Origin of the sequence: Paenibacillus sp. NPDC057967, assembly GCF_042887015.1 — a bacterium.
In the GTDB taxonomy this organism is placed as follows: domain Bacteria; phylum Bacillota; class Bacilli; order Paenibacillales; family Paenibacillaceae; genus Pristimantibacillus.
In genome coordinates this window covers 346608-370949 of sequence record NZ_JBHVQB010000001.1, presented here as the reverse complement: position 1 = coordinate 370949, position 24342 = coordinate 346608, and the positions used below count along the sequence as shown (strand labels likewise).

Annotated in this window: 17 protein-coding genes; 15 read left to right on the top strand and 2 right to left on the bottom strand. The window is 47.1% G+C overall.

Going from position 1 to position 24342, the window contains the following annotated elements; genetic code table 11:
• Positions 1 to 17: 17 nt before the first annotated feature.
• Entirely contained in the window at positions 18 to 4415 is a 4398-nt protein-coding gene (locus ACFVSO_RS01560) for an S-layer homology domain-containing protein (RefSeq protein WP_387469384.1), read from the bottom strand.
• Between the two features lie 258 nt (positions 4416 to 4673).
• Here ACFVSO_RS01560 and ACFVSO_RS01555 point away from each other — a divergent pair, with 258 nt between their 5' ends.
• The 13 genes from ACFVSO_RS01555 to ACFVSO_RS01495 all read left to right on the top strand — a co-directional run bounded on the left by ACFVSO_RS01555 (position 4674) and on the right by ACFVSO_RS01495 (position 21631).
• The gene (locus tag ACFVSO_RS01555; protein ID WP_387469381.1) at positions 4674 to 6218 is read left to right on the top strand and encodes an extracellular solute-binding protein; all 1545 of its coding nucleotides are present in this window, start codon (positions 4674 to 4676) and stop codon (positions 6216 to 6218) included.
• Between the two features lie 109 nt (positions 6219 to 6327).
• Positions 6328 to 8019, top strand: a complete 1692-nt coding sequence (locus ACFVSO_RS01550) for a cache domain-containing sensor histidine kinase (protein ID WP_387469379.1) — start codon at positions 6328 to 6330, stop codon at positions 8017 to 8019.
• Between the two features lie 142 nt (positions 8020 to 8161).
• The gene (locus ACFVSO_RS01545) at positions 8162 to 9082 is read left to right on the top strand and encodes an ABC transporter permease (protein ID WP_387469377.1); all 921 of its coding nucleotides are present in this window, start codon (positions 8162 to 8164) and stop codon (positions 9080 to 9082) included.
• Between the two features lie 14 nt (positions 9083 to 9096).
• Positions 9097 to 9981, top strand: a complete 885-nt coding sequence (locus tag ACFVSO_RS01540) for a carbohydrate ABC transporter permease (protein ID WP_387469375.1) — start codon at positions 9097 to 9099, stop codon at positions 9979 to 9981.
• Between the two features lie 64 nt (positions 9982 to 10045).
• The gene (locus ACFVSO_RS01535) at positions 10046 to 11590 is read left to right on the top strand and encodes an extracellular solute-binding protein (RefSeq protein WP_387469373.1); all 1545 of its coding nucleotides are present in this window, start codon (positions 10046 to 10048) and stop codon (positions 11588 to 11590) included.
• A 366-nt stretch (positions 11591 to 11956) separates the two neighbouring features.
• Complete coding sequence (locus tag ACFVSO_RS01530; protein WP_387469371.1) at positions 11957 to 13561, top strand: response regulator; 1605 nt, start codon at positions 11957 to 11959, stop codon at positions 13559 to 13561.
• A 16-nt stretch (positions 13562 to 13577) separates the two neighbouring features.
• On the top strand, positions 13578 to 14636 hold the full coding sequence (locus ACFVSO_RS01525; protein WP_387469368.1) for a Gfo/Idh/MocA family protein: 1059 nt from the start codon (positions 13578 to 13580) through the stop codon (positions 14634 to 14636).
• A 17-nt stretch (positions 14637 to 14653) separates the two neighbouring features.
• On the top strand, positions 14654 to 15511 hold the full coding sequence (locus ACFVSO_RS01520; protein ID WP_387469366.1) for a Gfo/Idh/MocA family oxidoreductase: 858 nt from the start codon (positions 14654 to 14656) through the stop codon (positions 15509 to 15511).
• 23 nt (positions 15512 to 15534) lie between these two features.
• Positions 15535 to 17109: an FAD-dependent oxidoreductase gene (locus ACFVSO_RS01515; RefSeq protein WP_387469363.1), complete on the top strand. Its 1575-nt coding sequence runs from the start codon at positions 15535 to 15537 to the stop codon at positions 17107 to 17109.
• A 668-nt stretch (positions 17110 to 17777) separates the two neighbouring features.
• Positions 17778 to 18452, top strand: coding sequence for a Crp/Fnr family transcriptional regulator (locus tag ACFVSO_RS01510; RefSeq protein WP_387470522.1), 675 nt, complete (start codon positions 17778 to 17780; stop codon positions 18450 to 18452).
• A 115-nt stretch (positions 18453 to 18567) separates the two neighbouring features.
• On the top strand, positions 18568 to 19371 hold the full coding sequence (locus ACFVSO_RS01505; protein WP_387470520.1) for a DNA alkylation repair protein: 804 nt from the start codon (positions 18568 to 18570) through the stop codon (positions 19369 to 19371).
• Positions 19372 to 19491: 120 nt separating this feature from the next.
• Positions 19492 to 20652 (top strand): leucine-rich repeat domain-containing protein, encoded by a 1161-nt coding sequence (locus ACFVSO_RS01500; protein WP_387469361.1) that lies wholly within the window; start codon positions 19492 to 19494, stop codon positions 20650 to 20652.
• A gap of 187 nt (positions 20653 to 20839) precedes the next feature.
• Entirely contained in the window at positions 20840 to 21631 is a 792-nt protein-coding gene (locus ACFVSO_RS01495; protein WP_387469358.1) for a hypothetical protein, read from the top strand.
• 102 nt (positions 21632 to 21733) lie between these two features.
• Here the strand turns inward: ACFVSO_RS01495 and ACFVSO_RS01490 are convergent, their stop codons facing one another.
• Complete coding sequence (locus ACFVSO_RS01490) at positions 21734 to 22186, bottom strand: hypothetical protein (protein ID WP_387469356.1); 453 nt, start codon at positions 22184 to 22186, stop codon at positions 21734 to 21736.
• A 586-nt stretch (positions 22187 to 22772) separates the two neighbouring features.
• On the opposite strand from ACFVSO_RS01490, the gene ACFVSO_RS01485 reads away from it, so the two are divergent.
• Both ACFVSO_RS01485 and ACFVSO_RS01480 read left to right on the top strand, forming a co-directional pair.
• Positions 22773 to 23957: a bis-aminopropyl spermidine synthase family protein gene (locus tag ACFVSO_RS01485; RefSeq protein WP_387469354.1), complete on the top strand. Its 1185-nt coding sequence runs from the start codon at positions 22773 to 22775 to the stop codon at positions 23955 to 23957.
• Positions 23958 to 24085: 128 nt separating this feature from the next.
• Positions 24086 to 24340, top strand: coding sequence for a DUF7667 family protein (locus ACFVSO_RS01480; protein WP_387469352.1), 255 nt, complete (start codon positions 24086 to 24088; stop codon positions 24338 to 24340).
• Positions 24341 to 24342 lie beyond the last annotated feature (2 nt).

Below are 24342 nucleotides of genomic sequence, written 5' to 3'. Positions count from 1 at the left end.
TTTTTAAGTTAGTGTGATTAGTTGTCGATCAAACCAAGCTGTATTAAGAGTCGCTTCATGATGACAACAGCTTGCGCCCTAGTCGTTTGCTCCTTCGGAGCAAAAGAGGTGCTCGTTACGCCATTCATTAGGCCTTCTTGTACAGCAAAAGCCGCCGCACTGCGCGCCCAGTTGCTGATCGCACCGCCATCGGAGAATGCCTCCAAGGCAGATAATGATGTGGAATCGTTTTGTTTCTCTACGAAGTTAGCTGCACGCAAGGCAAGAACAGCCATCTCTTCACGGCTTATCGTTTGTGATGGTCGGAATGTGCCATCCTCGTAGCCCTCGATCAGACCAGCCTTAGCTGCCGCTGCAGCATAGCCGGCAAACCAACTGGACGTACCAACATCGCTGAACGATGAACCGGCCAGTTCCTTCAGTCCAAGCGCGCGAATGAGCAATGCCACAAACTCAGCGCGGGTAATGGATGCATCCGGCGCGAATTGGCTCTCGGACATGCCTTTCACAAGCAGCTTCGATGCAAGCCATTCGACATCGGCTCTAGCCCAATGATTCTCTAAATCATTAAAGGATTTGGAATAGGAGATGACCGCATATACGCCGTTGCCAGCATGCTTGATCGTTACGGCGGTCACTCCGTTTACCGTAGTGAAGCGGGCAGGAATAAAGGACAGTTCCCCAGTTGTTGGATCAATCGCAACCGCAGTTACTTTGCTTACCAAGTTGCTTGGCAGCGTAAAGGAGCGTTCAACATAACGGTTGTCGAAATCATTGAAGGATACCGATGAATCTCCAGCTTTCAATGTGATGCGGAAATCGTAAGCGTCGCCGATTAATAAGCCGCCTTGAGCTTCAATGGCGTCTGTCACGCCGTTGGCGTTTGCTCCTGATTTCCTTTCTACAGTGATGATCGCTTGAGTATTGCTCGCCTGATCGCCTAGCAGAGTCGATAACGTAGCAGTGTCAATCAAATTCGCCGGCAGCCAGTAGGAAGCCCCGCCTGATTTGATGGTCAGAATAGCGCCTTCGATTGAATTGGCAGCTTGCAGCAACGCTTGCACAGGTACGTTAACGATGGAGATAGGCCCATCTGTCGTAAAATCGACAATCAGTTCCCTTTTGTTTTTACCATCCTTTTGAAGCGCCGCAATAGCCTTGCTGATCATGGATTGATCCAGAGTAACTCCTGCAGCAGGATTCCCGTTTGCATCCGTCGTTTGGACTTCATCAGCCGTAATCACTACGCCAGTATTCGTCATTGTTGGTTCCGGATCCGTTACTGGATCGCTGCTGCCGCCACCGGGAGGCGTAACAGAAGGGGTATAGGTCATTTGGATCGATAGCTCATTCGTCTTCCATTCATCTACAAATACAGATATGGTTATGGTATTGACACCTTGTTTCAGATTAACGACGCCTGTAAAGTCTCCGCCGGAAGCAACCGTTGCCTTATTATCATTTAAGAAAACTTCAACTTTGGAGCCTGGGCCTAATACTTTGATATTTCCTTTCAGTGTGGCATTTGCGGTCGACACAGTCTTACCGTCATAGTCCATGTAGCCCGTAAGCGCAGCTGCTCTGATATTGTCACCTATATTATAGGTGTTAGCGACAAGCTGCCGCTTTGTACGAACACCGTTCTCGTCGAGTGCCGATATGACCATGCCCCCAGACGGAATAGCACTGTTGTTGTCCTCAGGCACGCCCCAATTCCAGTCGATGGCTTGCTTTTTGTTGACGACCTTCGTAACCTTACCGGAGTCATCCACGACAACCTCAACGCCAAACTTGTTGGTGCCGGTTGAGGTCCCGAATTCTTCATCCATTACGTTCAGGTCGCCAAGATTACGGCTTGTATTGTAGAAGCTGCCCTCGATAAAGGATGAAGGAGCACCCGGAAAACTCATTCCCAGCTGGTAGTCCTTTACGTATTCCTTGTCCTGAATAGAGGCTTTAATAATCGGCCAATTGGCAAGAGACGCATCGAACAACATTAAGCCGTTCGAGCTGCTAAGCGCAGCTTGGAAGATTTGCCGCTGAAGAGCAGGGTCCTGAAGATTAGACAAGGCCATACCCGAATAAAGCGGGACCTCGCCATTAGTTACAATCGAATCCAGCGTAATATAACGTTGAATTTCTTGGGTCGTGCTATAGTAGGTTCCTACCATTAGAAAGTCCAGCTCACTGATATATCCGGTATTGTAATACTCCTCGGTATAAATCGTATCGTTAGGGAATTTGAGGCGGTCGTCATAGCGGAAGTCTTTGCTTCCCCAGTGAACGCCATTCAAATAATAGGATTCAAACCATGCGCCAACATAGGCGGAGGTTTCAATCTTTCTCTCTTTCTCCGCAGAATAGCGGTCAACAAGCGCTCTCGTCTCTTCTACAAAGCTTGTAATTGTGGCAGACCGGAACTCCCACCAGTCTTGAATAAGCGGACCATTAACCCGACTGCCGTTCACATATTGGAAAATATCATTCGGCCAGTTGGCAAGCGATTTCCCGCGCTGTTCCAGAAACGCTTCGAATTTGGCCTTCGTAACATCGCTGAAATCGGCTGTTTCGTTATCGTAGCGTGCCCGGTCAAGGACAATGCCGTCTACGTTATAGTTCTTCAGCACTTCCTCGAAGGTCTTCAATTGGAACTGGCGCGTATCATCGTTTGCCGGATTGACGAATAATACAGCGGCACCTCCAGAAGCGCCCGACAAGCCTTTTTTGCCATATTCGCTTTCTCTTAATGCTAATATTTGCCCGTTGTCTTCCGGACGGAATACATGCTCCTCCCACTCCGGATGCTCATCAATGATAGCGAAGTCGTTCACGGCAATAGAGCCTTCTGCGAATACATTAAAGGCAGCATGAACCTTCAGTCCAAGCGCATGGCCGTGTTCCAGAAACAATTCAAGCAAGTCCAAATCAGGGTTGGAGCCTTTCCGGTCACCGGCAACCATCTCACTGACATACGGGCGGCCCGTCAAGTCATTTTTCTTGTAGGAAACGTAGCCTTCCACCCCTTTAACGTCAAACATAACGTCTGTGACCCCGGCGTCTTTCGCTTTATTCAGAAATTGGAGGACACTTTCACTTGATTGAAGCTTCTTGGCGTTCGATGCTTGATCCACCCAAAGCATGATTTGTTTGTCATCATTCAGGGAAGGCCTGCTATACACAATGATAGATTTTGTGTCCAGGGCGGCACCATCCTTGGACAACACGACATCGAGATAGTTTGGTCCTTCGGCAAGCGGAATTTGCAGGCTGAAAGTGCCGTCTTCTTGCAATACAGCCGATTGTTCACCGATTGCAACGGAAGCGCCAGTCTGATTGGTTACTTTGCCGGATACGGTCGCGGTCGCCTCTGGAGTTGTATACATGTTCATTCCATCAAGCTCCATACGCGGAAGAGCGCCAGTGCCTTTCATCAATTCCGTTACGGCTACGACATTCCCGTTCTTCCGCAGCTTAACCGTATCGCCCACCTTAAACTTGGTCGCCAGATACTTTTTGATATCATAGGTCGTATAACTATTGTCTTGAGCCATGACGACATATCCGCCTGGCGGAATGTCGAGGTCGCCGCCCTGTGTCCATGATGGAGCGGAGCTGCCGTTTGCCGCATTGAACATCGCTGTCACTTTGCCAGTCGCATCTACTTGAATGGCTACATTGGTATTTCTAACGGAGACCTTTGTTCCGTATTCGGTCGTAAATAATGCAATGATATTAGGAATGGATGAGACATCAGCGTCGATATAATCAATCGGTTTCTTTGGCCCCTCCACAATGACGGTTACATCCGCAGGAGGCGCTTCAATCTCGATCAGATCACCGCCGTTTTCCTCCTCCTGTATGAAATCCTCCGCTGTCACGATGGCACCGCCTTTTTCGAGAGTAATGGTGTCTTCTGCATGAAAGGTATTATATAATCCCTTGCGAAAGTCTTTGTCCAGCCAATTGTTGTCGTTGGCAAGAATTACGTAGCCGCCGGGCGGAATCGTGACTTGCTGTGCAGCATCCCAAGCTATCGGTTTATTCGTCACGGGATCAATGCCTCCTTGCGGGCCGATCCACTTCAGAATGGAGCCATTCGCATCGACTTGGATGGCAACATTGGTGCTTTTGACGAAAACCTCGTTGCTATTGCCAGCGACGTTAGTAACACTCGTCCCGCTTGTGAACAAGGCTAAGTAATCCTGCCGCTGCGGACTATCCACGTTCGTATTGATGTAACTGAGCTCCAGCTTTGTGCTGCCGTCCGCAGTGACGGCATACACCGAATCGTCGACAGAAGCGTCGACAGAAGCGGCTTCATCTTCAGCTTGCGCCATGGCCGCCCCGTTCGAAAAAACCGAAGCAATCAAGCAGACGATAAGAAAAGTAATTGCATTTCTACCATACTTTCTCATAAATCCACCTTCCCTTTGCAGTTGTTTGGATACGCTTTCATTATAGGTGCGGGCGCTTTCCGGATTATAGGGGCGATGATGACAACTTATAGAACATCGATGACATTTGTAATGGAGGCACCCAAAAGGACGTGTTCAAAAAGTCCGGTTTTCAACAACGAGATACAATCTCTAAAAGAGGAGAATGTGAAAGCGATGTCAAAATGACTAAGAAAACTGCTATACTCCATATACAACAGAATGGAAGGAGGCATCGCTGTGAGTATTCATCCGATGACGATCATCAAGCTAAGCGTTATCATGGCCATTAGTCTCTTGGCTGGTTGTGATTCTCGTTCCCTGTCTGCAGACGAAAGCGGGGAGGGATTATCCGAAAGCAACAGGCCAGCAATCAGAATGGTTGTCAATAATTCAGATCGCAAATTTCCAGAAGGAATGGATGAAAATCATAATCCCTACTTGAGTTACATTGAGAATGCCACTGGAGTTAACCTTTCTTTGATGGTTCCGCAGTTCAATGGTTATCAAGAAACATTAAATACGATCATGAATTCATCGGATCAGCCGGATCTCATCCAGACAGCAGATCCGATGTGGGTATACAAATATGTGACCGAACAAGCGCTGCTGCCGCTTGATGATCTTATTGAGGCCCATGCTCCAGAGCTGTTCCAGATCTTCCCCAAGGAAGCGTGGGAGGCTGTTACCTTTAACGGACAAATCTATGCGATCCCCAGCCTGAATGAAGTATCCGGCAATGAAGTGATTTATGCGCGCAAAGACTGGCTGGATGCGTTAGGCTTAGAGCCGCCGCGCACATTGGAGCAATATTACGATGTGATGTATGCGTTTACATATGGAGATCCTGATCAAAACGGTGTGAATGATACCTATGGGCTCACCATGATTCCATCGGGATTATCGCGGACAGCTCCATTCTTCGGTGCTTTCGGAGTTCCGCGCGGGCTAAGTCAAATAAGCATGTGGAAGGAAAAGGACGGAAAGCTTGTATACAGCGGGATTTTACCGGAAGCGAAGAGCGCGCTTGCTTATTTGGCGAAGCTGTACGGTGACGGGATACTCGATCGGGAGTTTATTCTGAACAAATTGAGCAGCTTCAAGGACAAAATTATTGAGGGCAGAGTTGGATTGTTTTCGGCTGCCTGGTATGATACGCGGGGTCCTATTCTTGAAAATATGAAAAAGGATCCGAAGGCGGAGTGGATTCGATTGGAATACCCGGTCGGCTACGATGGACAATACGGGACCGCCCAGTATGACCTGATTCAGACCTATAGTGTCATTCCGAAGGGGAGCCTTCATGCGAAAGAAGTAATAGAAGTGCTCCATTTCATTGCAGGCGAAGGATATAGAGAATTAAAGCTGGGGTTCGAGGGTGAAGTATGGACGAAGCAGAATGGTATCATGGTGACCCATTTCGAGGAACACGAAAAGCATATCTATCGAGGCACGTTGCATGCATTGGCTGATCCGAACGATGGGGCTGTTCGCAGGGATCGGCTGAACTCTCTCGGTGAGCAATATGATTTGAATGAAAATGTGGAGTTTATCGTCCAAAATGTGCTTCACAGCGATTATCGCGGACCCCAAACCGTCTCCATGAGAAAATACGGTTCACAGCTTCTGAAGCTGGAAGAGGAAACTTATTTGAAAATCATTATGGGCTTAAGCGTTGATCAGGAGTTCGAAAGGTTTGCGAAGCAGTGGAATACGAATGGCGGCTGGGAAATTACAAATGAAGTGAATGCTTGGTATAGACTTCAGACGAAAGGGGCGGATTAAGAGCTTGCAAAACGTATGGACTACCCTTTCGAATGCTTACCGCCAGCGAATCCAAATCCGGCTAACCCTTTATTTTTTGCTCATATTGATCCCTTTGGTGGGCATCAGCTTGTTTTCAAACATTAGTTCGATGGATATTTTGAAGAAGCAGACGGATGAGCGGACAGAGACGGGGTTGCAGTCAGTGCTCGACAATATCGATATCTCTCTTCAGGATCTGGAAAATTTATTAGTGCTGTTGTCGGTGGATTATAGTATAAAGCTGACCTTGCATGAAGCGAACGCTATTCTTTTAACATCAGACCTGTACGGCTTATATTCGATCATGGATCGCCTCACGAATGTGGTAGCCATTAATGGACATATCCGGGAGGTTTCTATCCTGCATTCCGAATCGGGCATGCTGATCTCTACGCAATATGGCGCGAGAATGCTCCAGCACGAGAACGAATCGTGGTATCAAGCCGTCACGGAGGCCAATGGTAAAACGGTGCTTTACAACCCCCTCCCGGGTGAAGAGAACATTTTCGGCCCCGAGACGATTTCATTTATGAGATTGATGGATTTGCAAAATAAAGAGGACGGTTCTAATGTTCTGGTGCTGACGGTTGATAGAGGGCTGCTTCAGGAGAGGATTCAAAGCGTGCAGCCGTCCGCAGGCTCTTCCATCTATTTGTATTCAGCTAATGGTGATCTCGTTGCGGGAACCGACCAGAATCATCTGAAGGATGAGTGGGCGGGGCCCGGTGGCGAAGAAAGGCGAGCAGGCCAAGAGCAAGAAATGCTTGTATGGCGGATGCAGTCCGAGAGCTCCGGATGGTCGATCGTGATGATCCAGCCCGAGCAGGAGGTGTATCAGAAATCGAGGCAGCTCTCGCAAATTACGATGCTTATTATTGGAATAAGCATCATGCTTGCCCTGTTTATTTCTTACGGGGTCTACAAGTGGATTTCATCGCCACTAAGAGAGCTAATCTTCGGAATGAAGCAAATGAGGATGGGGAAGCTGAACATCCGGCTAACTCGTAAACGAACCGATGAATTCGGCGCGCTGACGGATGCGTTCAATCAGATGATCGCCGAGCAGCAGCTGCTTATTCGTGATGTCTATGAGCATCAGCTGCAATCCAGCAAAACCGAATTGAAGTTTCTGCATTCGCAAATTAATCCCCATTTTCTGTACAATACGCTGGACTCGATTTATTGGACCGCCAAAAACTATGATGTGAATGAGATTAGCGAAATGGTGCTGAATCTATCGAAGTTTTTCCGTTTAAGCTTAAGCAAGGGACGGGAGGTATTTACAGTAGCGGAGACGGTTACGCATCTTGAATACTATTTGCGGGTGCAGCAGTTCCGCTTTATGGACCAGTTCACGGTCACTTTTGATATAGCTGAGGACACGAAAGAGCTGCGAGTCTTAAAGCTGCTCCTTCAGCCCATTGTAGAAAATGCGATATTGCATGGCCTCGAGAAGCGAGGAGCGGGCGGGGAATTAGTCATTTCGAGCAGCTTGAAGGAGGGTAACCTCTGTCTGACGGTTAAGGATAATGGCATGGGCATCAGCGAGGAGCGGCTCGACTTTATTCGAAGCGAAATTGAAAAGCTTAACCGCCAGGAAAATTTAGTGACGATTACGGAAAATTCAGTGAAGGATTTATTCGGCATCCGAAACGTAGTTGGACGAATGAAGCTTTATTATGGCATAGACGCGATACTGTTCATGGATAGCGTCTGGCAGGAAGGAACGACGATAACCTTACAAATCCCACTTGAAAGATTGATGGAGAAGCCGGCCTGAACGGAGCGAATATACGCTCTGTCCAGGTCTTTCTTTTTGTCTCATAGTCATCAAATTACCAAAACACCGCAACATCCTCCCCTATTCATTCATGCCTTTACTCCCTAAAATGAGGGATAACAACAGGCAAAGGAGGGATTCAATGACCCCATCCTACTTTAAAAGGCTTCGGCTTGATGTAGTGAAAGAATGGGATTTGTATCTAATGCTCATTCCAGGAATACTCTTTTTACTTCTGTTCAAGTACACGCCGATGTATGGGATTGTTATTGCGTTCAAGGACTTCAACATTTATGACGGATTGGCGGCAAGTCCATGGGTCGGCTTGGAGCATTTTGAGAAACTGTTCTTATCCGAGGATTTTGCGAGAGTGTTCCGAAACACATTGATTATTAGCATCTACAAGATTTTCTTTTTATTTCCTTTGCCGATTATATTGGCTGTTCTGATGAATGAGATTAAAAATATGGTTTTTAAACGCGGAATCCAAACGATTGTATACTTGCCTCATTTTTTATCATGGGTAATTGTAAGCGGTTTATTCCTGCAGCTCCTGTCCACTAATGGCGGATTGATTAATAAGATGATTGTCGGATTAGGCGGAGATTCCATAGCGTTCTTCATGAATACGGAGGTATTCCGGTCGGTGCTTATCTCTTCCGCGGGCTGGAAGGAAGTAGGCTGGGGGATGATCATTTATCTGGCATCTATTGCCACCATCGATCCTCAGCTGTATGAAGCGGCCAAGATCGATGGAGCCAGCAGATTCAGACAGATATGGCATATTACACTCCCCGGCTTGGTGCCGATCATTATCCTTATGTTTATCCTTCGCCTCGGTAACATATTGGAGGCAGGCACAGAGCAAATTCTCGTCATGTACAACTCTATTGTATACGAGGTTGCGGATGTCATTGGCACTTACGTCTATCGAATCGGTCTTGGCCAGCAGGATTACAGCTTTTCGACAGCGGTCGGACTATTTGATTCCGTAATCGGCTTTATTCTAATCATTACAGGAAATTATTTAAGCCGGAAGTTTCTTAAACGGGGCATTTGGTAGAAAGGGGGCTTCTTATGCGGCAAAAAACATCGATTCTAGACAAGGTATTTGTGGCTTCAAACTATACATTCTTTATCCTTATGGGCGTTATCACCATATTCCCGTTTCTTAATTTGATAGCCAAGTCCCTGAGCAGCGAGGCTGCGGTTATATCGGGGCAAGTCAATCTGCTGCCTGTCGATTTGCAGTTCGGAACGTACGTCTATGTTATGAGCGACAAATTGTTTCAAAGCGCTTTCATTAATTCGATTATCGTAACGGTGGTCGGCACGCTGCTCAGTCTCATTATGACATCGCTGTCTGCTTATCCGTTGTCAAAGCCGAAGCTGCGCGGACGCAAAATTTTTATTCTCATGTTCGTGTTCACGATGCTGTTCAGCGGAGGGTTAATCCCGACGTACTTGTTAATAAGAGAATTAGGTCTCGTGAATACGCTGCCGGTGCTATTCCTGCCGGGCATGATCAGTGTTTTCAATATGCTGGTTATTAAAAGCTACTTTGAGAACATACCGGAAGCATTAGAAGAATCGGCCAAGATTGACGGAGCCAGCAATATTCGAACGCTTTTCCAGGTCGTGCTGCCCCTATCGATGCCTGTCCTTGCGACGATTTCCTTGTTCTATGCGGTAGCCTTCTGGAATGACTTTTTTACCGCAATGATTTACATCAATAGTCCCGATCTTAAACCGTTGCAGCTCTATCTAAAGGAACTGCTGGCTTCCGCTAACAATATATTTTTGAAGCTGGATACGATCGACGTCAATATGGCGATGAATGTTTCGCCGCAGGCGATTCAATCGGCGTCCATCATCGTCGCGACCATACCCATATTGCTAGTTTATCCTTTCTTGCAAAAGTATTTTGTAAAGGGGGTCATGCTTGGCTCTGTAAAAGGATAAAAGGATCTAAATGGCAACGGTATTGCACGAAGGCTGGTTCAATTCAAAGGGAGGTTACGACCATATGAAGAAAACGATTACTCTGCTGATGTTGATCGCAGTTATGATTGTATCTGCATGCTCTAGCTCAGGCGATGGAGGAAAGAACACGAATAAGGAAACGGCATCGCCGACTAGCGCTGGAAACACAACGAATACGCCAGAAGCCACAGAGGATGTCCTGAGCGGCACAAAGCCGCAGCTCAGACAGCTTCAGCCGTTCGACCGATTCGATCCTAATGCCTACTTTACTGCAGGGTTCCTAGAAGAGAAAACGGGCTATAAGACGACCTACGATATGCTGCCAGAAGAGCTCCCCAATGAAAAATTAAATTTGCTGATGTCCAATCGTGAAAAGTACGACATTATGCGGCTGACCAAAGAACAATTTTTCACTTTGGCCGAAGCGGGCGCTTTGGAGCCTTTGAACGATTTGATTGATAAATATGGTTCAAATCTGAAAGCAGGCATTGAAGATACGACATGGTCGGCTGCTACGATAGATGGGAAAATTTATGCCATTCCGCAAGGCGGAACCGGTATCTATGCCAGCTCCAGCCTTGTCATTCGCAAGGATTGGCTCGAAGAGCTTCAATTGGAAGTGCCTACGAATCGTGACGAGCTGTACAATGTGCTGAAGGCTATCAAAGATAAGAAGGGGGTTATTCCCTTTACTGGAACGGGGCAAGTGAGCGTCATTCCGGAGATTGCCTCCACATTTGGCATTGCCAACACCCTTACGAACAATGCCTGGCTGGAAGTGGACGGAGGGGTGATTCATCAGGCCGAGCATCCAAGGATGAAAGAATATTTGTCCTTTATGAATAAATTATACAAAGAAGGACTCCTTGACTCGGAGTGGCCTATTAATACAAGCTCTGTCGCAATCGAGAGATTCACAAGCGGCCAGTCTGCCATGATGAGCTTAGCTTGGTGGAGCGCGCCATCGGTTGTTAACGCTTTGAAGAAGAACTTCCCAGATGCGGACTTCGTCACGCTGCCATTCTTGAAGGATGAGCAAGGCTTATCGACGATTGGCGTCAACACGGGCATTACGTACTTTATGGCCATTCCGAAATGGTCCGAAAATAAAGAGCATGCAATGAATTATATGAATCTTAAATTGGAAAAGGATCTATTCAAAGAGATTGTTATCGGCCAAGAAGGCGTTCATCACAAGTTCGAAGACGGCAAATACTTCCCTATTCTTCCGGCTTTCGATGATCTGAATAATGCAAGCTACTATCTGACTGGTGTTGATGAAAGCGTCTATTCGACTTATTGGCAGGCAAGGGTAAGAAAAGATCCAATCTTGTTCAACTATTTTGAAGAGTTGCAGCAGCTGGCAGACGGACTGTTTGTCATTGACCGTTTGTCCAATGCGCCGCCAATTGCGAGCATCTCCGAGCATTCGCAGAAGCTGACCAAGTTCTCAAATGATACGTATTTGCAATTTATTGCCGGCACAGCGTCACTTGATACATTTGATAGTTACTTGGCGAAGTGGAAAGCAGACGGCGGCGAAGCTATGAATAAGGATGCCAATGCATGGTTTAGTACTCAAAAGTAATTCATTTTGAACAACCTCTTACATTGTGAGTTCAAAAAGTCCGGTTTTCAGCACTTGAGCTTATGCTTCCGATGATGCGTTTTTTCAAAACGCTGCAGAAGATTGGATGAAGCTAGGAAATGAGGAGCGGAGCGTAGTGGAAGCTACGTGAGCACCGGAAGTTCCGGCTGAATTCAATGTTCGATGTCGAGTATGCTTCCTAGATAGTGCTTCGTGATCAAAAGTGGACTTTTTGAACAACCTCTTTTAGCAATCGAAGAAGGATCTTTGCCATCGCTTTAGGGATGGTTGGCAAAGATTCTTCTGGTATGATGAAGGAAATGCGGACATCCATGTCGCATGCCATTTCGCTTGGGAGGGCTGCTTATGTATTTAATGATCGTCGAGGATGAACCAAGGCTGCGCAACAATTTGGCGCTAGAGATTCCCTGGGAGGATCATGGGATTGAGGTCATCGGGCTGGCGGAGAGCGGCGAGGAAGCGCTTAAGCTGTTCGACCGCAAGAAGCCAGATATCATGCTGCTGGACGTGCAGATGCCTGGCATGAGCGGGCTTGAGCTTGCCAAGCTTGTGCGGCTCAAAAATCCTTATATTAAAATGATCGTCTTAAGTGGCCATGACAACTTTGAATTTGCCCAGATTGCTATGGAGACCGGGATCAGTAAATATTTATTGAAGCCTGCTGGAGACAGTGAGATTTTGAATGCTGTTCTGGAGAGCGCCGCCGAATTGCGCGAGCAGCTCGATGCGCTGCATAATCAGACCCTATTAACTCAAAAGTGGACGCAGCATCTTCCGCATCTTCGCGAGCTGTTTCTGATGAACTGGCTGCAAGGCAAATATTCGCTTTGGGAGATTGAGAAGCATAGCTCGGATATGATGATGGACTTGGACACGCCAAGACTTTATTGCGTAGCTATTGTAGATATGGACCCCTTGCAAGCGGCTGAAACCAGATTTCGAGCAGACGACACCTCGCTGCTGCAAGTTTCGTTAAAGTATATCGCAAGCCAAGATCTGGAGCCGGAATGGATGTTTCTGGATTCGAACGGCTCCACGGTCATTGTCTTTCATACCTGTTCCGTTGAAGATCCGGAACCCTTTATTCTTTATGTGAATGCGACGGTAGGCAAGCTGCTTAACATTGTCAAGGAAAGTCTCAAACTAACCGCTAGCGCGGGAATTAGTGAATATACCGATCAAGTGATCGACATGAACAAGCTTTATGAGCAAGCGCGTCAAGCTCTGCAGCGGCGCATTGTTTATGGGAAGCATATCGCGATTTCGTATCAAGCAAGGTTCGAGCAGGATATGTTGGACCTTGGCCAGCCGAATAGCGAGCGTGAGCTTGAGATTGGAATTGAAACAGGGAATTTGGCCAAGGCACTGGAAGCTTTTGATAAACAGTGGAATTCGTCGATGCTTACAGCGGATACAATGGATAAGGTCAACGAGATTATCCTTTACTTCGGCAGCTTGATCGTACGGCTGATTCAGCAGCGCGGCTGCTCGGTAAAGGAGGTAGCGGGAAGCGATTTTCCTTATTTGCTTCATTTGCAGTCCTTTGCCACCAAGGAACAGGTCTATGAATGCTTGCAGCGGATTATCCATAGTTTCATAGCCTATCAGCATGCGAGAAGAGGAAGCGCAGGGCATCGCATGGTAGAGGCGGCACTTCAAATTATCGATGACGGCATTCAAGAGGATTTGACGCTATACAATGTGGCGGAGCGGCTATTTATCAATTCCTCGTATTTGAGCCGGCTGTTCAAGCAAGAGACGGGCAAATCCTTTTCAGCCTACGTATTGGAGCATAAGATGGAGCGCGCCAAATCGATCCTGCTAAAGGGAGCGAAGGTGTACGATACGGCAAGCGCAGTAGGTTATCGGGATTTAAGCTATTTTACAAAGGTATTTCGTAAGTATTGGGGAGTTACACCTGGCGAGTTTTCAAAACTAGAAGCGAATTAAGGGAGGAATATAGGAGATGTCTAAAATAAAAGTTGCGATTATCGGTTGCGGTACCATTGCCAATCATGCTCATATTCCGTCTTATTTGAAAAATGAGGCTGCGGAAATTAAATATTTTTGCGATATTGACGGGGAGCGAGCCGAAAAAGCGGTGAAGGAATACGGCTGTGGAACGGCCATTACGGATTATCGCGAACTATTAAATGATCCTGAAGTCGATGCGGTATCGATCTGTACGCCGAATAATGTCCATGCATCCATTGCCATAGAGTGTATGAAAGCAGGCAAGCATGTGCTGTGCGAGAAGCCTGCGGCAAGAACCTACGCGGAAGCACTGGAGATGCAAAAGGTTCAGCATGATACAGGAGTGACCTTAAATATCGGCGTCGTCAACCGGTTCAATACAAGCGTAAATAGGATTAAAGATATGATCCAAAACGGTGAGCTGGGCGAGCTTTATCACGTCTATGTCAGCTTCCGCGCGCAGCGAAGTATTCCAGGCCTGGGCGGCGACTTTACAACAAAAGCGGTGTCGGGCGGCGGCGTTCTTATCGACTGGGGAGTACACTATCTGGATATTGTGATGTATTGCGCCGGCGATCCGGAGCCGCGCACCGTGTCCGGTCAAGCATTCTCCAAGCTGGGCAAGGATATGAAAAATTACTCGTATCTAAGCATGTGGGCTGGTCCGCCGAAACTTGAAGGTACGTATGATGTTGACGATTTTGTTACCGGGCTGATCCGTACCTCCGGCCCAACGATTTCCCTGAACGGCGCTTGGGCACAAAATATTGGGGTTGGCGAGACGTATATCGATTTTCTAGGCGATAAAGCGGGTATTCGCTTGCAGTATGGCGCCGACTTTAAACTTTACAGCGCTCAGAATGGCGCTTTGCTGGAGACCATCCCTCAATTTAAGGAAGGCAATCATTTTCAGAATGAAATCGACAGCTTCATTCAATGCATTCAGACTGGCGAGAAGCTGCCATCCCATATTGATACAGTCATTCTGTCTTCCAAGATTATTCAAGCGATTTATGATTCATCTGACAACAGCCGGGAAATCTCTTTCTAGCGAGAGGAGAGCACGATATGAAAAAGATAGGCTTCATCGATTATTACTTGGATGAATTCCATGCGAACAAGTATCCGAAATGGATTGAAGAGGCGTCGGGCGAGACCATGAAGGTTGCTTATGCTTATGGGAAAATAGACAGCCCAAACGGCATCAGCAATGCGGAGTGGTGCCGCAACCATGGAGTAGAGTTGCTGGACACGATAGAAGATGTGGTGAAGCGCAGCGATTATTTGATCGTATTGTCGCCAGATAACCCGGAATTTCATGAGGAGCTGTCCGATCTTCCGCTGCGGTCTGGCAAGCCGACTTACATTGATAAGACCTTCGCTCCAGACCGGGCAGCGGCAGAGAGAATGTTCCAGCTTGCCGAGCAATATGGAACGCCGATGTACTCTACGTCTGCGCTTCGTTATGCGGCTGAATATACGGCAGATTCACAATTAGAGACGGAGACGATTAGCAGCTGGGGACCAGGCCTCTTTCATTCTTACGCCATTCACCAAATTGAACCAATTGTGGCATTAATGGGAATTGGAGCGAGTAGATTAATGTATACGGGTACAGCTGAGTCGCCCGCATTGCTGATTGATTTTGGCAACGGAAGACAAGCTTCATTGCATCAATTGGGCTGGGAGTGCCCGTTTATGATGGCCGTAAAATATATAGAAGGCCCCACTGTCGTGAAGAAAGTCGAGTCCCCATTTTTTGAACTGTTTATTGAAAGCATGGTGTCCTTTTTCCGAACATCGACTCCTGCGGTAGCGTCGTCTGAGACGCTGTCCGTCATTACGATTATTGAATATGGAATCAAGGCTATGGAGAAGCCTCATCAATGGGTGCAATTGCCTTCAATTGATGGGAGTAGACATTAGCGGAAGAGGTGTGGCTTTTTACTATGGTACAACACTTGAATGCAGACATCATCATTATCGGAGGCAGTACCGGCGGAGTCGCAGCAGCATTAGCAGCGGCCAAAATGGGCAAGCGTGTCATTATGACAGAGGAAAGCGATTGGATTGGCGGGCAATTGACCAGCCAGGCCGTTCCCCCGGACGAGAATAAATGGATTGAGCAATTTGGCTGTACGGCAAGCTATCGGCAATTTCGGAATAGAGTGCGGAATTATTACATAAACAACTTTCCTGTAACGCCGGAAGCTCGTATGCGACTGGTCTTTAATCCCGGAAATGCATCCGTCAGCAAAATATCGCATGAGCCAAGAACAGCTCTTGCAGTGTTGCGCGATATGCTTGCTCCTTATGTGCACAGCGGCCGCCTGACGGTTTTAGAATATTTCAAGGTGCAGCAGGTAGAGACGGATGGCGATCGGATCCTTTCGGCGAAATTGCGGCATGTGCTGACGGGTGAAAAAGTGGTGTTGACCGGAGCTTATTTCCTGGATGCAACCGATGAAGGAGATGTATTGCCTCTAGCGAACGTAGAGTACGTAACAGGGGCAGAGTCGGTGGAGGATACGGGTGAGCCTCATGCGCTGCCGGGCAAGGCTGATCCTATGGATATGCAAGCCCTGACATGGTGCTTCGCCATGGACCATATCGAGGGCGAGGACTTTACGATAAAGAAGCCGGACCAGTATGACTTCTGGCGAAGCTATCGCGCGGACTTCTGGCCTGATAAGCAGCTGAGTTGGGCGGGAGTGGTGCCGTCTACTCTTGAGCCGACAACGTACAGCTTATTCCCGGATGGAAAGCACTTCTCCTTATGGCAATATAGACGCTTGATCGATCGTCAGCAGTTCTCGCCGGGTACTTTTGAAAGCGATCTGACGGTTGTCAACTGGCCGCAAAATGATTACTGGCTGGGGCCGATCATTGATGTAAGCGCCGAGGAGAGAGCGAAGCATCTGAACAATGCGAGGGAGCTGAGCTTGTCACTGCTTTACTGGATGCAGACAGAGGCTCCGCGTCATGATGGAGGCAACGGTTATCCTGGACTTCGTCTTCGCGGCGATGCAACCGGTACGATAGATGGTTTGGCGAAGATGCCGTATATTCGTGAATCGCGCCGGATCAAAGCGGAATGTACGGTGCTTGAGCAGCATTTGAGCCCGGATTGCCGGGAGGAAGGGAAGGCGGAGCGTTATCCGGACAGCGTAGGGATTGGGTCTTACCGGATTGACCTGCATCCAAGCACATCGCTTCGCACTTATATAGATGTACCTTCTTTGCCGTTCTATATCCCGTTAGGCGCATTGATTCCTGTACGTATGGACAATTTGCTGGCAGCCTGCAAAAATATCGGAACGACCCATATTACCAATGGATGCTACCGGCTGCATCCTGTGGAGTGGAATATAGGGGAAGCGGCAGGTTACTTAGCTGCTTACTGCGTAGAGAATGGCCTCAAGCCGCGTGATGTTCGCAACAATGCTGCGCAGCTTGCGCAATTCCAAAAGCTGCTAGTAGCGGAGGGCATTGAGCTGGATTGGCCATCTATTCATTCGGTATAGATGCAATAAGAATCTTATAGCGAGACTCCGATTGTTGAGAAGGAGCTGTCCCGAATGTCTGAAGTGACATAGGGGCAGCTCTCTTTTTGAGTCGAAAGTCTTGTAATTGTTGTAGTTATTGTTATTGTGCGTACGAACGGTGGGGGCATTGCTCGTTCATGACGCGCGCCCCTGCCTCGACCGTCCCGTTTAAGTCGATCAGATCGACTTAAATACTCGTAGCAGCCTCGTCTGACCTGAATAAGTCGATCAGATCGACCAAATCCGCGAATCTGTATCGACCGTTTCGTATAAGTCGATACAATCGACTTAAATGCCCGAAGCAGCCTCATCTGAGCTGAATAAGTCGATAGAATCGATCTAAATACTCGTAGCAGCCTCGTCTGACCTGAATAAGTCGATCAGATCGACTTATCAGATCGACCAAATCCGCGAATCTGTATCGACCGTCCCTTATAACTCGATACAATCCTGCTCGGAGTAAGTGTATTTTTGTGTTTTTTAGTCATTCGAGTTTTCTCTTCAAGCAAATCTACTTATGAGACAACCCCTTCTCTTCATTTTGAAGGGGAGTATGGCCAGTAGTGAAAGGAGCACTTGCCCCTGCCAATTCCTTTGCATTGTCCGCCAAAATAAGCGATGATCTCTATAAGCAGGGGAGGAGAACGATGGATCGTATTCAGTATTTATCGCAATTTCATTTGATGCGCTCACTTTCGGAGAATGATTTGGTCGAGATGGATAAGCTGACCATCATTACAACCGTCCCGAAGCGGACCTTTATCCAGACACCGGACACATTCGTTGAAACGTTGTATTTTATTAAAAAGGGCAAGGTGCGCCTCTATCGGCTCAGTGAGGAAGGGAAACAATTTACGCTGGACATATTGGGTGCAGGGAATGTATTTGGCGAGATGGATGAAATCTCGTTAGGCACGCGAGGGCTGTTTATCGAGACGGTCGTGGAGAGCGATATTTGTATGATGGACAAGGAACGATTTCAAATCTATCTGATTCAGCATCCGAAATTCATGATGAACATGATGAAAGCCATCAGCGAGCGCTTGTCTAATATGAGCAGTCTCGCGCAAAATCTGGCGCTTGGCAAGCTGCACGATAAAATCATTCATGTCCTAAACGAGCTGTTCGGGCGTTTTGGCGTTTGGAATAAGGGCTGCGAGTACGGCAAGATTGATATGCCTCTTTCGCATGCGGAGATTGCCCAGCTTGTGGGGGCATCCAGAGAAGCCGTTTCTGTCGCATTAAAGGAGCTTGCTGATTCCGGTATGCTACAAGTTGGATTCCGGTCGATAGCCATTCACCGCGATATTCTCACAGAATAGAGTGGATTCGATTTGTAACCTGCATTACAGCTTTTCTCTTCGCACAGACCCTATGATGAAGGAAAGTCATAATGGAGGTTGCGAATAGGTGGAAGCAAACTTAATACCGGAGGCTATTGCCAACCGAAAAGGGCCGCGCAGAGCAAGTGAAATCGTAACTGAAGTACTCGATTTATTGAACAGCGGGAAAATGGAAACCGTTAATTTAACCGAATGGCTAGCGGTCGATCATATAAAGCTGCTAAGAAACGTTCTGATGGAGCTTGGCTTACAACAACACACCACTGCCATGCTATCCGCTCTGGAGCGAATAAAGGGGCAGCCTGTCATGAAAGTCATTCCCGCTGTAGCGGGCGAATGGCTTGGTATGGTCCGTCAGCAGAAGGAATATGGGCAAAATGAGATATTCGAACGATTGGCTGCGCATCCGTCAGACAGTGTGCGTTGCTGGGCAGCATACATCATTGGACTAGAGGAACTGGGGCTGGAACAAAAGCTGGCGCTTATTCGCCGCTTTGCTGCCGACGGCCATTTTGGCGTGCGCGAAATAGCATGGATGGCGATCCGAGAAGATGTCTCGCAAGAACTGTTGCTGTCTATACAAGTATTGAGTGAATGGGTCGATGAAGAAGATGCCAATGTGCGACGTTTTGCTGTGGAAGCGACTAGACCGCGAGGTGTGTGGGCCAAACATATTACGAAGCTGAAGGAGAATCCTGAATTGGGGCTGCCCTTGCTTGAACCGCTGAAATCTGACCCGTCCAAGTATGTTCAGGATTCCGTTGCCAATTGGTTGAATGATGCCGCGAAGTCCAGACCGGAATGGGTGGCTAGCCTATGCGAGACATGGCTGACGATATCTGATGGGACATCGACCAAGCGAATTGCAGCGCGGGCGCAAAGAAGCATAAAACAGTGAAAACTAAGTCTATTTTCCCATCTTTCACCATGCAATAAGGTCATAAGACCGCTGACCCTGACGGGGATGGAAGCTATAATAAGCCTAACATAGCAACTGCTTGCTAAGGGAGGCGTGGAAATGGACATTACGCAGGATTTCATAGATGAAGGGTTTAGAAGCTACGTCCTGGACAATTTCTCGGGAGGTCGAGGTCGCATTGACCGTGGAGATGTAGAGGATATCTTGTCGCTCCAGATTCAGAATCACAAGTTCTCCAGTTTACGAGGGATCGAGCATTTTGTGTCGCTGGAGCAATTGGATTGTTCATATAATCTGCTGAGGGAACTTGATCTAAGCCATAATGGATTGCTGAAGGAACTCAATTGCAACAACAATGAAATTCATGAATTGGATCTCACCCATCTTCCAGAGCTGGAAGTGCTGGATTGCGGCTTTAACCGAATTCGTGGATTGAATGTCAGCGATAATCCCAAGCTTACGAAGCTGCATTGCTACTGGAACATCCTGTCGGAGCTGAAGCTAGACCGGAACGAACAGTTGAAGGAGCTTAATTGCGGCTATAATTCTTTGTTCGCGCTGGATCTGGATCAGAACAAAGGGCTTGCCCGACTCGATTGCGGAAATAATTATTTGAGCACATTAAATATAGGAAATTGCCAGGTTCTGAGGGAGTTACGATGCAACCACAATCATCTCGCACAATTAGATGTTGCGCCGCTTATCGCATTAGAGAGTCTTAGATGCTTTAATAATCATATTATGAGCCTGGACATCAGCCAGAATGCTCAGTTAATAGAGCTGTATTGCTCTGAAAACAAATTATCGATGCTGGATACGAGTGATAACGCTAAGCTTGTGAAAGTGGATTCCTCTAATAATTTGATGATCGAACCGGACTATTCGATAGAGGATGTGGGGACGTTTATCTACAACAACTCCTTCTCCTCTTATTCTGCCACATTGGTATACAGGGACAACGAGCTTGCCGCATCTGTCGGTGCTTCAACCCACGCTGATATGGAGCAGCTGTCGCCGATGATTAGGGGGGCATGGAAGCGCAAGGACGAACTGATCGAGCAAGCATTGGAACTGATTGCCCGAACGCATCCGGACGAGGATGTGAATGAGCTGGTGCTGTCGGCACTCGAATTTGATAGGGACGGAGCCTTTCGGTTAGGTTACGATGCGGGAGAGACGCCAGCTGGTCATCTTTATATATACGCGCTTTTTTCAGCGGCGTTGGAATTAGACCGTACTCTTGTGTATGAGACGTATTAGCTATTTCGGTGACATGATAAGGCAAACGGATGAACCTCTCTTAACAAGGGAGGTTTTTTTATGCGAGTAAAAAAGTATTGAGATGGCTAATGGAGGAGAATATTAACAAAAAGAAGGGGCTATCCTCTTTTCTGGCGAATAAGTCCTAAGAACTAGACATTTCATAGGACTAGGAGCGGGGCATAATATGTGGGCTGAAGTGGCTGCATTTTTTAAAGCTAATACAACAGAAGCACTTCTCATATCCATCATTGGCACGATATTAGTGTGGATGTATAGACAGTTTAAAGGCATGATCGATCGTGAGCAGCAGGATAAGTTGACGATCGCTCAACTGAAACAAACCTTATTTACGAAGCTTGAGCTAAGCATCGCAAGTGTGCTTCATCTAAATAACGAGGATAGTAAACGGCAAATGTATGTACTTCTTGGAGAATGCGGGCCATATTTGACAAAAACACATCGCACCATTATTCGAGATTACTATAAGCAATTCGACCGGTCATTGCTATATTCCTTGCACGCTTTAGTCATGACTGAGGTAGATAAGCTGACGAGGCAACTGGAGAAATTAAATGAGAACAAGGACAATAGCGAATGGCTGCATTATATTCAGAGATTGTATGCGCCAATCTGGCCCATCATTTTGTTAGCTATAATGATTATGTTCATCTTTATGGTCTTCAGCCTTGTACAAATGGGATCAACTCTATGGCTTAAGATGAATTTGGTGTTATTGGGCGTTACGATATTTATTGCTGCAACGATTGCTGTAAGTATAGTGTCCTTTATGGTAAAACGAGAGTTAGGCAAGCAAGGAGCGATACGATGGTCTGCCATTGCACTTATTATTTTTTCACCTGTACTTATATTTGTTATTAATCGGATAGATGCTTCGATCTACGTATTCTTTGCCCAAGTGTTAGGGCTGGCCTACATCTCATACAGCAAAAGACCGCGCGAAGTCATAATGCCTTAATTTAATGATTGAAACAATACCAATATTCCATTACTAAAGAAAGGAAGCCCCCTAATTATAGGAGGCTTCCTTCTATATTTATGTAGAATTAGTGATGTCATCTTACAAAGAAACGGTTCCGCTCTCTCCAACCTCAAGGCTATTCTCCGGGCGATTCAATGCTTTTGTAAAATCAATGACGAATTTATTCAAATCAAACATGGTACTTGTGAAGGTAATTGACTGTTGTGCGCCGCTCTTATCATAATAGTGAACGACAAATAGAGGAGACTTGATTTTTGAGGCACCTCCGGAAACATTCTGGGTGCTGTACTTAATGACTCTATCGTAAGGAACATCGAACGATAGCTTCTTGGAGTCGATAACCAATTTATTTTGGCAAGCAAGCAAATTGGATAGTGTTCCAAGTGCAATGGGAAGTCCCTCAACATGCTGAAGTGCTACGGAGACCTTTACTCCGAGTTCTTCGCTGCGTTTTTTTGCCTTTTTCCTCGTATTGACTAGAGAGACAATAAGGAAAATAATAGCTGCCAAAATAATAATAGCTATCAACATTTGTAATCCTCCTCGATATTTTTCTATATAGTACCATAGAACCAAATAAGTGACTAGATGGTTGAAATAGAATATTTGATATTTTAGAACAAATAATGACAACAATCGTCAGAATCAAATTGATTAACCTCATTTGTTCGAATTTGACTCCGCCAACCCAAATAAGATAACATAAAGCTAATTCCCATTAAGGAGAGAGTTTATGAATCAGGTCGTTCTTAACTAATCAAATTCCATATTAGAGGTATTCGGCAGGCTATGAACCATGCGCTCAGTTGAGGGTGGTTTGTTTCTTGATGGCCAATGGGATGCTTCGGAATTAGTTAAGAACAACGGATTAATCTAACCTTAGGGGACGCCTATACCATTGCGCCTTTATCCGTACTGTGTTCAGTGCGGATTTTTTGCGTCTATGGCGAGTTATTAGGCATCTGCAAGATAGGGCAGGGATGACGTATGTTCATCTCTGCCCTTTTTGCGTTTCACACAAAAAAATTAGGAGTGATGACATGTCAGTGTTAATTGTGCGGATAAGACCGAAGCGGAGAACAACCATCTTTATATACGAGTCAGGAGGATGAAGTGATTGAAGAACTACGTGGAACAAGTGAACGAGCAGATGACATTGCAAGAAGGGACGCAGGTCATTGAACAACTGCTGTTAGAATCCTATTTGCAGCCAGGCATATCGACCAAGGAGCTGGCTAGAAGGACACTGCTCCCCGTCCCGGTTACTGCCGCCGTTAAGCGGGAGCTGATCAATGCGGGAGCGCTGATTCAGGAGCAGGGCGTTCGATGTACGTCTGAGGGTGCTGCTTGGATCGAGGAAGAGTGGGGATACCGCGGTCTCGACCGCTCATTCCATCAAGCTTTGTTTCAATCAAATGAATGGGATGATGAACTGAGCGTTATTCTAAAAAAGCTGAAGACCCTGTTCCCGCTCCGTCCATCCGTTGATGTGCGCATTGATCAATCCAAGTGTACGCCGGAGACCAGTCTGCGCCGGGCCATTCTTTGTCTCCAGCAGCATGCGCTGATCGGCAAGCGGATACTATGTGTAGGGGACGATGATCTGGTGAGCGTGTCGATCGGTTTGCTGCTTAAGAAGCTGTTCCCGAACGGCGGGCATACGGCGACGCGAATAGATGTGATGGACATCGATGAGCGATTTATCCGATACATTGAAGATGTAGCGAAGGAATATGATTTGCCTATTCGCTGTCATCGCATCGATTTCAGGGAGCCGCTTCCGCTCACGCTATGCGGTCAATACGATGGATTCTTTACTGATCCTCCCTATACATTGCAGGGCATGAGCTTGTTCATATCGCGCGGTATTCAAGCGATGAAGCGATTGAAGGGGCTGCCGATCTTCCTGTCTTTTGCGCATAAATCACCTGCTTTCATGCTGGCGATGCAGCGGGAATTTGTCCGGATGGGACTGACGGTAAGCGCGAGCTTTCCTCACTTCAACGAATATGAAGCTGCTGAGATGATTGCGAATCGCAGCCAAATGTTCATACTTCGCACGACAGACCAGACGGAGCCGGAGCATAGCGGGGCTTTCACCGATGCCTTATATACCGGTGAAGTCAGGCAGACACTGCGTACCTATCGATGCAAGCAATGCTCGCGGCATATCTTCGTAGGCATCAAAGGAGAGATCGCGACGATTGAGCAGTTGAAGAATGAGGGCTGCCCTTCTTGTGCGAACGATACGTTCAATATGGTGGAGAAGAGGGCGGTTTCCGGCTCGGGCGATCCCGGCTAGCGTCCGGCGATGATGCTAGATTCTATAAAAATGTTCCAGAATATATGCCTAACCATGAATGAACATCGCAAGACGGGCTATCCTGATAGTATTGGCAGGTAATCCGGTATGAAGGTAGGGTGTGAAATATGATTGGTATTCACTCGGCACACCGCAGGCTTGCGGAATTAACCATGAAGGCGAAGTCGATAGGGGGCAATTATGATCGCCTTTCAGCTGTGGAGAAGCAGGAATTAGCCCATTGTCTAACGGTCAATCTGGAGCTGGTACGGAAGCTCGATTCCTTGAAATCACTGGCATTCGTAGCGTATGAGCAAGGCGATATGGTATGGCATAACGAAATATGCGAGAAGCTTGACGAGATGGAAGCGGGCTTGCTCTAACG

Coding starts and splice junctions, on each gene's coding strand:
- ACFVSO_RS01490 (WP_387469356.1), bottom strand. CDS start 22,186: ATGTTGATAGCTATTATTATTTTGGCAGCTATTATTTTCCTTATTGTC.
- ACFVSO_RS01545 (WP_387469377.1), top strand. CDS start 8,162: ATGACCCCATCCTACTTTAAAAGGCTTCGGCTTGATGTAGTGAAAGAA.
- ACFVSO_RS01510 (WP_387470522.1), top strand. CDS start 17,778: ATGGATCGTATTCAGTATTTATCGCAATTTCATTTGATGCGCTCACTT.
- ACFVSO_RS01530 (WP_387469371.1), top strand. CDS start 11,957: ATGTATTTAATGATCGTCGAGGATGAACCAAGGCTGCGCAACAATTTG.
- ACFVSO_RS01525 (WP_387469368.1), top strand. CDS start 13,578: ATGTCTAAAATAAAAGTTGCGATTATCGGTTGCGGTACCATTGCCAAT.
- ACFVSO_RS01540 (WP_387469375.1), top strand. CDS start 9,097: ATGCGGCAAAAAACATCGATTCTAGACAAGGTATTTGTGGCTTCAAAC.
- ACFVSO_RS01515 (WP_387469363.1), top strand. CDS start 15,535: ATGGTACAACACTTGAATGCAGACATCATCATTATCGGAGGCAGTACC.
- ACFVSO_RS01520 (WP_387469366.1), top strand. CDS start 14,654: ATGAAAAAGATAGGCTTCATCGATTATTACTTGGATGAATTCCATGCG.
- ACFVSO_RS01480 (WP_387469352.1), top strand. CDS start 24,086: ATGATTGGTATTCACTCGGCACACCGCAGGCTTGCGGAATTAACCATG.
- ACFVSO_RS01500 (WP_387469361.1), top strand. CDS start 19,492: ATGGACATTACGCAGGATTTCATAGATGAAGGGTTTAGAAGCTACGTC.
- ACFVSO_RS01535 (WP_387469373.1), top strand. CDS start 10,046: ATGAAGAAAACGATTACTCTGCTGATGTTGATCGCAGTTATGATTGTA.
- ACFVSO_RS01560 (WP_387469384.1), bottom strand. CDS start 4,415: ATGAGAAAGTATGGTAGAAATGCAATTACTTTTCTTATCGTCTGCTTG.
- ACFVSO_RS01495 (WP_387469358.1), top strand. CDS start 20,840: ATGTGGGCTGAAGTGGCTGCATTTTTTAAAGCTAATACAACAGAAGCA.